This is a genomic window from Photorhabdus sp. RM71S (assembly GCF_042879355.1).
GTDB classification, from domain to species: Bacteria; Pseudomonadota; Gammaproteobacteria; order Enterobacterales; family Enterobacteriaceae; genus Photorhabdus; species Photorhabdus kayaii.
Genome location: NZ_JBHFKV010000087.1, coordinates 1 through 10282, shown reverse-complemented (window position 1 = coordinate 10282; position 10282 = coordinate 1). Strand labels below are relative to the sequence as shown.

Genomic DNA, 10282 nt, shown 5'->3' with positions numbered 1-10282 from the left:
TCGGTCAGTTGTGTATAGGCCATAGTGCATTTTCCTTTGGCGAGAAAGATGCCTACTATAGCAACTGACCGCCCTTCTGAAAAATTGCACTTATTAGTCGAATCTGCCTTATATGTTTATTATGTTTAAATATGTAGCTTTATCGATATGAAATTATTTTACATTTCATATAGGAGTATTAGAATGGCATGTATAGTTATTAGTACAATTGGATAGAATAAATTAATAAAAAACTCACCATTTAAGTCTGGCTATTTTTATGGCGTACAATAGCGTATCCGTGGGAAATCAAATTGATCTAATGGGGAAACGGGATCAGAACATTATTAAAAAGGAAAAACAAACCTCGTTATTTTAAACGAGGTTTATCATCGGTGTGAAAGGTGAATATAAGCTCACCTTTCAATTTACACTCAGTTCAAATTACAGGGACGCCGCTATGGAATTTAAAATCGCTATCTGGATTTTGAATTAATTCAGCTTCAACACGGCCAAAATAGTTCACCCGCTCGGTAATATCTTCATTAGCAATAGATTGCGCTAGTGAAAGATAGTCCTGGTAATGACGCACTTCAGAGCGCAACAGCGAGATATAAAATTTACTCAGATCTTCATCCAGATGAGGAGCGAGTTTGGCGAAACGTTCACAAGAACGCGCTTCAATGTAAGCGCCTATAATCAGCTTATCTACCAGTGTATAAGGTTCATGGTTGGTAATGTGACTAAGCATGCCTTTAGCATAACGGCTGGCAGAGATGCTTTCATAGCTGATATTGCGCTCATCCATGATCTCCAGCACCTGATAGAAGTGATGTAACTCTTCTTTAATCAGCAATACCATTTTATCAATCAGATCCTGGCTATAGGGTGAATTAGCTTTGGCGGTGATCTGTTTGGTCGCTTGGTTTTGACCTTTTAGTGAATTGAGATCGCCAATCTTCTTGTAAGCAAAATCTTCATAAGGTTTAAACCATGCCAGAAGTGTATCTTCACTTCGCTGATCTACGGCATACTTGCGGATCAAAAACATAGCGCTCTGTGCTGCTTTCAGTTCGCATAATAGATGATCCCGTAAAAGCACAGGTAAATTTTCAGGCTGTTTTGCTCTATCTACCCACAAATCCGGGGTTTCACATTGCAAAAAATGGTATATCGGTTGTAAGAGGCTTTTGTCAAACATGTTCTTACACCATATCTTTTAGCCGATAAATCCATTCCAATGCTTGACGCGGAGTCAGTGAGTCTGGATTGAGATTTTCCAATGCTTCAATCGCCGGTGATGTCTCTTCTGTTAGTAGTGCAAGTTGTGGTGTATCGACATGACTTGCTGTTGCATGGTTGGATAGCGATTCCAGCTCTTTAAGTTTCTGGCGAGCTCGTTTAATCACTTCACGTGGAACGCCAGCGAGAGAAGCAACTGCTAACCCGTAACTCTTACTGGCTGCACCCTCTTGCACGCTGTGCATAAATGCGATGGTATCTCCATGCTCTACCGCATCGAGATGAATATTAACCACGCCTTCAAGTTTTTCCGGCAACGTGGTCAGCTCAAAATAGTGAGTAGCAAACAGAGTCATTGCTTTAATGCGGTTTGCCAGATTTTCTGCACATGCCCATGCTAGAGAAAGGCCATCGTAGGTTGATGTCCCTCTGCCAATCTCATCCATCAATACCAAACTTTGTTCTGTCGCATTGTGCAAGATATTGGCGGTTTCGGTCATTTCCACCATGAAGGTTGAACGGCCGGATGCCAGATCATCGGAGGCACCTACACGGGTGAATATACGATCAACCGGGCCGATGACCGCTTTTTCAGCTGGTACAAAGCTACCGATATAGGCCAGAAGTGTAATAAGTGCCGCCTGACGCATATAGGTACTTTTACCGCCCATATTTGGACCGGTAATAATCAGCAGACGCCGCTGTGAAGATAAAGAGAGTGGGTTTGAGATAAATGGTTCACTCAGAACTTGCTCAACAACCGGATGACGACCACCGGTGATTTGAATTCCCGGTTTATCGCTCAATGTTGGGCAAACATAATTCAGGGTTTCAGCGCGTTCTGCCAGATTTGCCAATACATCAAGTTTAGCCAGTGCTTCGGCGCTGGTTTGTAATTTGGCCAAATGAGGCAGCAGCAGATCGAATAATTCTTCGTAAAGCGCTTTCTCTATTGCCAGAGATTTCCCTTTAGAGGTCAGAACCTTATCTTCATATTCTTTTAGCTCGGGGATGATATAACGCTCAGTATTTTTCAGTGTCTGGCGGCGGACATAGTGAATTGGCACCAGATGGCTCTGCCCTCGGCTGACTTGAATATAGTAGCCATGAACACCATTAAAGCCGACTTTCAGAGTATCAAGACCCAGCTTTTCTCGTTCACGGATTTCCAGTTGTTCCAGATAGTTACTGGCGCCATCAGCCAGTGTGCGCCACTCATCCAGTTCACTGTTATAACCCGGAGCGATTACGCCACCATCCCGAACTAATACCGGAGGTGTTTCTACAATCGCTTTTTCAAGCAATTCCTGTAATTCATCAAACCTGCCGATATTTTTCTGCAATTGCTTGATATAAGGGGAATCTGAGGAGTCCATAACTTGATGGATATCCGGTAATTGCTGGAATGCATGACGCATTCTTGCCAGATCCCTTGGCCGAGCAGAGCGTAGAGCCAAGCGTGCTAGCACACGTTCGAGATCACCTATCTGTAGCAAAAATGGCTGCAACTCCAAGCCAATTTCCTGCAAGGTAGCAATAGCTTGTTGGCGATTTTCTAATATCTGGCGGTCCCTGACAGGCGCATGCAACCAGCGTTTCAACATTCGGCTACCCATTGGGGTAACACACAGATCAAGAACAGAAGCGAGAGTATTATCTGTACTGCCAGACAGATTTTGTGTCAGTTCCAGATTACGACGGGTTGTGGCATCCATAATAACCGTATCTTGCTGACGTTCCATCGTAATGCCACGGATATGCGGCAGCGCCGTGCGTTGAGTATCTTTGACATATTGCAACAGGCAACCCGCGGCACGCAGAGCAAGTGCTGCTTTTTCCACACCAAAACCGACAAGATCACGGGTACCAAATTGCAGGTTCAATTGCTGTTTTGCGGTATCCAGCTCAAATTCCCATAAAGGGCGGCGGCGCAGGCCATGAAAATTTTCAATCAGCGCCATATGCTCAAAACTTTCAGGATAGAGTAATTCGACAGGACGGCTACGTTGCAATTCAGCGGCTATCGTTTCCAGCTCTGCCATTTCAGATATTTGGAAGCGGCCAGATGTCACGTCTAGTGTGGCATAACCAAATCCTTGATTATCGTGCCAAATAGCCGCCAGCAGATTATCTTGCCGCTCCTGTAATAACGCTTCATCTGTCACGGTACCTGGAGTAACGATGCGAACGACTTTACGTTCAACCGGGCCTTTGCTGGTGGCAGGATCGCCAATTTGCTCACAGATAGCGACTGATTCACCTAATTGAACCAGCTTAGCTAAATAGTTTTCTACTGCATGATGTGGCACGCCTGCCATAGGGATAGGATTGCCGGCGGATTGACCTCGTTTGGTCAGGGAAATATCCAGCAATTTTGCAGCCTTTTTGGCATCGTCATAAAACAGCTCATAGAAATCTCCCATTCTATAAAACAGCAGGATATCAGGATGCTGTGCTTTAAGACGGAGATATTGTTGCATCATGGGCGTGTGGGTGTCGAAGGTTTCTGTATTAATCATGCAGTGGTCTTAGTTAAGTTTGTGAATCAATTCTTTCGTTATGGTATCGCACCAAGCTTTAAACTTACACAAGTAAAATCTGGAAGCAATTCGCAAATTTAGCTGTAATTTTGGTCTGGTTAAATTGGCTTTGTGTGGAAGATGATAAAGCTGCGTTGCTGAAGTGGTTGAAAGAATTTTCCAATGTTGACTAGTTTTTGCTTTCTAATGCTATAGCCGTAATTGCCTTGTTGGTAAAGAATTTCCTCGGTGATGATAGTGAGATTGTTGAGTTCGGTATTGATGTCGCCGCCGCCAGTATGACCAATGTAAAATCTGAGCAAGTGTCTCATTAGTTTTTGTCATCAACTTTGCCAGCAGCCTAAGCTTTTATGTACTAAACGCTTTTTTATGGAAATTCTTTGTTGAAGTTATGGAATGCTAAAACGGCAGAAGCCTAGCAATTCAATTAGCTAGGCTTCGCAGGTCCTTAAAGGGGATAAATATTTTGGGCCTCTATGGGCAACAGCTATATTGTCAGCGATCTTACTGGAAAAATCAAGTATCATGATTTCGATAACAATTGACTTGCATTTATGGATTTAATTATTGCTAATTGAATTTTAGTGACAATTTCTCTGGGTAAAATTTGATTTAAATAACCTCTATCAGTTCTTGGCCTTTGTAGCCGTTGCCGGCTGACTTGTTGCACAAGATCCGCTTTTGCCCAACGTGTTATTTGTTCAAAATATTTCATATTTTCAATAACGTTTTTATCAATTACAACGTGCATTCCACGTTGTAATTTATTTTGATCACATTTGCTTGATATAGGAACAACTATACAGGCATTTCCATCTATTTTACCGTTTATAATAACAACAAACCGATTTTTTACCATTTCAGGTGGTATATGACCATCATAGAAATTAGTTATTATTTTTCCTTCTTTATTTTTTGGGTAATTCCCATAGTCACATTCCAATATTTCACCCACTTTGGGACTGAAATTTATAGGCATTTGGTATTCCTCTATGTAAGGTGATAAATTCTACTATGACTTAATGATTTTTACTAAGGGCTTATTTCAATAGGATTATATAATGGAAATCAACCATTCTCATTGATGTAAAATAAAAACGGTTGATTACTACAAATTGTGATGTATATCATATTTTAAATATGGATGAAATTTGCTGTATTTGTTAGTAGTACTATTACAGCCGTAAAAATCCGAAATCCGTGTTTTTTTGATGTCCGTGACGCAGAAAAATAGCATGGTTTGCAGCTTTCCTATGAGCGTTTCTTCTGTTGAAAAAAGGAAATATGGCTGTAGTATTCTAGAGAAAGTGCTGACTGAGTGGCTGGATTAGTTTGTAACTCGTAATATACATTCATTATAAGAGTCACTATATTGATTTATACCCTATGGATTTCAAAATGCATCGAGACGGCAAGGGAGTGAATCCCCGGGAGCATAGCAAACTATGTGACCGGGGTGAGCGAGTGCAGCCAACAAAGAGGCAACTTGAAAGATAACGGGTATATAAGCCATTGCGGTTGAATGATGAAGATTAAGTGAGACAGTAATGACGGATGAATTAATCAGTTGTAGATGTGTAGGTTAAAATATATTTTTTGCTACTTTTACAAAAATAATCGTTAAATGCTCGAATATTGATGATAAAAAAGCCCTGATACAGAATTTGGGTACAGCCCCATTATCCTCCTATCTGGCCCGGTGAATCGCAATGGATATTTTCCTTTTGCACCGGGCCAGCAGCTCATGATTATCTCGTGTGAAGCCAGCTTTTTTCTGATTACTTGATCACTGAAGCATCGATCAAGGTGATACCACCGATGAGAGCCCAGGTGGTCCACGATGATGTGGTTGATGAAGTTGTTTGCCAGAGGTGCCAGAGCGCTTTGTCAAGGCCAAGCACAAAGACCTCGATCCGACCGTCTGAATTCTTCGCTACCGTTGGGGCACTGGCGATAATACCTGTAAATGAGCTCCAGTTAGACCACGGGCCGTTATGGGAAGTTTGCCAGGTGCGCCAGAGCGTGTTATCAGCGCCGCGAGCAAAGACCTCAAGCTGGCCAGAGATATTCTTCACCGCCGCTGGGGCGCTAGTGATCACACCATCCAAACATTGCCAGTTTGACCATGAAACGGAATCAGAACCGATCTGTGAAATGTGCCGGAGTGTGCTATCGGCACCGCGAGCAAAGACTTCGAGCCGACCATCGCAGTTGTCGATGACCACTGGGTCGCTAGTGATTACACTTTTTAGTGACTGCCAATTTGACCATTGATCAGTGTGAGCAGCCGTTTGCCAAATGTGCCAAAGGGCATTATCGGCACCGCGAGCAAAGACTTCAATCCGACCATCGGCGTTGAGATGTGCAGCCGGGTTACTCGTGAGCGTGCCGCCCAGAGATTTCCAGTTTGACCACGAATTGGTATGGGCTGCGGTTTGCCAGATGTGCCATAGCGCGTTATCCGTGCCGCGAGCAAAGACTTCAAGTCGGCCGTCAGAGTTGAGACATACCTCAGGGTTGCTGGTTATACCTCCATACAGCGGCTGCCAGCTTGACCAAGTATTGGTATCAGCGGCGGTCTGCCAGTTGTGCCAGAGTGCATTATCCGTACCACGTACGAATACTTCCAATCGACCGTCCGAATTACGATGAACGGCAGGTTTGCTGGTTACTACTCCGTTAAACTTGTTCCAGCCGGCCCAAGAGGAGTTTGGGAGCGGTGCTGTTTGCCAATTGTGCCACACTGCGCTGTCAGTGCTTACACCGAAAACCTCAAGTCGATTATCGGCATTGTTTGCTACTGAGACAATTCCAGATAACGCTATCGCAGAGTTCTCGATTTCTACCTCACCTGCAACATATGCTTCGGTATTATCTGGATTTGGCATTTTAATAGGTTCTTTTTTCATATGTATATTCTCTTTAAAAATAATATTTCGGATTCATAAAATAATCATTTAATGAGAGAGGTATTCTGATTTATATATTGATTTTTTGACTAGTCTCCTATGTAATTTTATTAATAAAATAAAGGGTAGATGTTTTTGTTTTGTTAGTTATTGACTTGTAAAATGTTAATTAAATATAGTCTCACATTATGTGATTACATATTGTTTTGCACGAAATTATTTAAGTGGAATAAATTTAAAATAAACTGTTTTTCATTTTAAAGTCCCCGCTGTTTTCTATTTTAAATATATTTGTTTAATGTTTTTTTAAATATTTTATTGAATCATTATTAAAGCACAAAATTCATAATCTGGCTATTGAGAAACGTAGATCCTGATTTAATCATGTACCTAAAAGAGGTTATTCTGTTTGAAGTTGTTTTCCAGGCATATTCGACTAATAGTCTGTTTCAGATAGACAAAATATCTCCTTGTCATCAACGATAATATGCCAACTCGAATCGATGCCAGGTTTGTGTATCGAATATGAGATTTTTACCGGCAAATTAGGTACCACTGGCCCGATGAAGCACAGTGAATATTTTCCTTAACGTATCGGGCCAGAAGGTGACGTTCGTCTTGTGCAAAGCTGGATTCATTCCAGATTATTTGATTGCTGAAGCGTCGATTAAGCTGCCTTTGAGGGATACCCAAGCGGACCACGATGGTGTGGCTTGCCAGATGTTCCAGAGTGCGTTATCGGTGCCACGCGCAAAAACTTCAAGCCGACCATCGGCGTCTTCCACTGCCGTTGGCGCGCTGGTGATCGTGCCATTTAACGTGGCCCAGTTAGACCACGGACCGGAATGGGAAACCGTTTGCCAGATGTGGTAGAGCGCATTATTGGTGCCGCGTGCAAAAACTTCAAGCCGGCCATCGGAGTTCTTCACCACCGCAGGAGCACTGGTGATCACGCCATTCAACGAAGCCCAGTTGGACCACGGGCCGCCATGGGGAATGGTTTGCCAGATGTGGTAGAGTGCGTTATTGGAGCCGCGCGCAAAGACTTCAAGCCGGCCATCAGCGGTGCCGATGACGACAGGATCGCTAGTGATTATACCACCGAGTGAATCCCAACCTGACCACTGATTGGAATCAGGAGCGGTTTGCCAGATGTGCCAGAGTGCGTTATCGGTACCACGCGCAAAGACTTCAAGCCGGCCGTCGGAGTTGATATGAACCGCCGGGTTGCTGGTGATCACGCCGTTCAAAGATTGCCAGCTCGACCACGGACCGGAATGAGCGGCAGTTTGTGAGATGTGCCAAAGTGCATTATCGGTGCCACGTGCAAAGACGTCGAGCCGGCCATCGGTGTTGACATATACCGCGGGGTTACTAGTAATTGTACCCCCTAAAGATTGCCAGTTTGACCAACCGGCATTGGCGGCGGTTTGCCAGATATGCCAGAGCGCATTATCGGTGCCGCGTGCGAATACCTCTAGCCTACCGTCTGTATTGATATAAACGACAGGTTTGCTGGTTACGTTTCCGCTAAGTGAGATCCAGCCGGACCAGGAAGAGCCTGAGTGTGGTGCCGTTTGTCTGTTGTGCCACACGGCATTGTCAGTGCCCACACCAAAAACTTCGAGCCGTCCATCGGAGGTGTTTACTACTGAGACAATTTCAGACAACGCGATTGGTGCGTTTTCGATTTCTATCTCATTTGCAGCAAGTGACTCGGCATTATCTGGCTTTGGTATATTAATAGGTTCTTCTTGCATATATATCCTCGTTAAAAATAATTCTTTAGATTCACTAAATAGTCATTTAATAAGCAAGATGTTTAATTCTGTGAATCAATATTCTCACTTTTACTCTTTATTCTTTGAAGAAATAATTAATGCTTTATTTGATGTTGATTGATGGTCCGTGAAGTATTAAGTGGGTGAGATGCTACATTATAAAACCTAGTGTGTTTATATATATTTTTACATACTGTCATTCAAAAATAATAAATTATAAATAAATTATTTCTCTGTTTTAAGGTTTCATTTTACTTATATTTGAAAAATATATTTTTATCATAAATAACGGGAGCGAACTTGAGCGAATACCCGGTTTGTGTGTCGAATATTGGGTTAATTTCAGCAAATAAGGTACTACTGGCCCGATGCAGTACTGTGAATGTTCTCCTTTAATGCATCAAGCCAGAAAGTTATGCGTGTCTTGTGTGAAGCTAATCTTTCCAGATTATTTAATGGCTGAAACGTCGATTAAGTTGCCGCCGAGGGATGCCCAGCTAGACCATGACGATGATGTAGTTTGCTGAATATGCCAGAGAGCGTTATCGGAACCGCGTGCAAAAACCTCAAGCCGGCCATCGGCATTCTTCGCCACCGCAGGAGCACTGGTAATCACACCAGACAATGAGGCCCACTCAGACCATGCACCAGATGCTGCCGTTTGCCAGATATGCCAGAGAGCGTTATCGGGGCCACGTGCAAAGACCTCAAGCCGACCGTCGGCGTTGATGTGTACCGCAGGGTCGCTGGTGATGACACCAGACAGTGAGCGCCAGTTTGTCCAACCAGCATTAGGAGCAACTTGCCAGATATGCCAGAGAGCATTATCGGAGCCGCGTGCAAAAACCTCAAGCCGACCATCAGCGTTGGCGATCACTACTGGATTGCTCGTTATCACGCCGCTCAGTGACTGCCAGTTTGTCCAGGGATAGGCATGAGAAGTCGTTTGCTTGATGTACCAGAGAGAGTAATCGTTGCTGCGCGCAAAGACCTCAAGCAGACCACTGGCGTTGATATATACCGCGGGATCACTGGTAAGCACGCCATTTAGTGACTGCCAATTAGACCACGGACCGGCATGGGGAGCGGTTTGCCAGATGCGCCAGAGAGTGTTATCGGAACTGCGTGCAAAGACCTCAAGTCGGCCATCGGAGTTGACATATACCACTGGGTTGCTGGTGATCTGACCACCTAAAGATTGCCAGCCTGACCAACCGGCGCTGGGTGCGGTCTGCCAATTATGCCATAGCGCATTATCTGTGCCACGCACGAATACTTCCAATCTGCCGTCTGAGTTAATGTGAACGGCGGGTTTGCTAGTTGCTATTTCAGTTAGCGAGTGCCAGCCGGACCAGGAAGATCCGGTGTTTGGTCCCGTTTGCCAGTTGTGCCATACAGCATTGTCGGTGCCTATACCGAAAACCTCAAGTCGACCATCCGCGTTGTTTGCCGCCGAGATAATTCCGGGTAACGCCGTCCAAGAAATTTCATGGGATGTTTCTATTTCTTTTGCGACAGATAACTTGGTATTATCTGGAGTTGATGTATTAATAGATTCTTTTTTCATAATATATATCCTCTTTAAGCAATATATTTAATATTTACATTAATATTCTTGCTTGTGTTTTTTTATTAGGGAAAGACATGATGAATATTTTTATTTGATGATGATTTCTGATCTGTGAAATATTGGGTAAATGTGATGTTACATTATAAAATCCCAGGTAGATTCACATAATAAGTGCAACATCGTTAATCTGGAAGTAAACATGTTCGTATTCCCTTAAATAATTCATTCGGTGTTTTCCCACCCCGTGTTTTTCGGGGGCGA

At 43.5% G+C, this 10282-nt stretch carries 6 protein-coding genes; all 6 read right to left on the bottom strand.

What is annotated here, in order from left to right:
• Positions 1-418: 418 nt before the first annotated feature.
• The 6 genes from ACGF5R_RS22925 to ACGF5R_RS22900 all read right to left on the bottom strand — a co-directional run bounded on the left by ACGF5R_RS22925 (position 419) and on the right by ACGF5R_RS22900 (position 10018).
• Positions 419-1180, bottom strand: a complete 762-nt coding sequence (locus ACGF5R_RS22925) for a tRNA isopentenyl-2-thiomethyl-A-37 hydroxylase MiaE (protein WP_112877117.1) — start codon at positions 1178-1180, stop codon at positions 419-421.
• A gap of 4 nt (positions 1181-1184) precedes the next feature.
• A complete protein-coding gene (gene mutS / locus ACGF5R_RS22920) occupies positions 1185-3740 on the bottom strand; it encodes a DNA mismatch repair protein MutS (RefSeq protein WP_387692890.1) in 2556 nt (851 codons plus the stop codon).
• A gap of 544 nt (positions 3741-4284) precedes the next feature.
• Complete coding sequence (locus ACGF5R_RS22915) at positions 4285-4740, bottom strand: type II toxin-antitoxin system PemK/MazF family toxin (RefSeq protein ID WP_262980534.1); 456 nt, start codon at positions 4738-4740, stop codon at positions 4285-4287.
• A 799-nt stretch (positions 4741-5539) separates the two neighbouring features.
• The gene (locus ACGF5R_RS22910) at positions 5540-6670 is read right to left on the bottom strand and encodes a hypothetical protein (RefSeq protein ID WP_112895925.1); all 1131 of its coding nucleotides are present in this window, start codon (positions 6668-6670) and stop codon (positions 5540-5542) included.
• A 644-nt stretch (positions 6671-7314) separates the two neighbouring features.
• Complete coding sequence (locus tag ACGF5R_RS22905) at positions 7315-8430, bottom strand: DUF346 domain-containing protein (protein WP_112877113.1); 1116 nt, start codon at positions 8428-8430, stop codon at positions 7315-7317.
• Positions 8431-8899: 469 nt separating this feature from the next.
• Positions 8900-10018, bottom strand: a complete 1119-nt coding sequence (locus tag ACGF5R_RS22900) for a hypothetical protein (RefSeq protein ID WP_387692887.1) — start codon at positions 10016-10018, stop codon at positions 8900-8902.
• Positions 10019-10282 lie beyond the last annotated feature (264 nt).

Coding starts and splice junctions, on each gene's coding strand:
- ACGF5R_RS22910 (WP_112895925.1), bottom strand. CDS start 6,670: ATGAAAAAAGAACCTATTAAAATGCCAAATCCAGATAATACCGAAGCA.
- ACGF5R_RS22925 (WP_112877117.1), bottom strand. CDS start 1,180: ATGTTTGACAAAAGCCTCTTACAACCGATATACCATTTTTTGCAATGT.
- ACGF5R_RS22915 (WP_262980534.1), bottom strand. CDS start 4,740: ATGCCTATAAATTTCAGTCCCAAAGTGGGTGAAATATTGGAATGTGAC.
- ACGF5R_RS22905 (WP_112877113.1), bottom strand. CDS start 8,430: ATGCAAGAAGAACCTATTAATATACCAAAGCCAGATAATGCCGAGTCA.
- ACGF5R_RS22900 (WP_387692887.1), bottom strand. CDS start 10,018: ATGAAAAAAGAATCTATTAATACATCAACTCCAGATAATACCAAGTTA.
- mutS (WP_387692890.1), bottom strand. CDS start 3,740: ATGATTAATACAGAAACCTTCGACACCCACACGCCCATGATGCAACAA.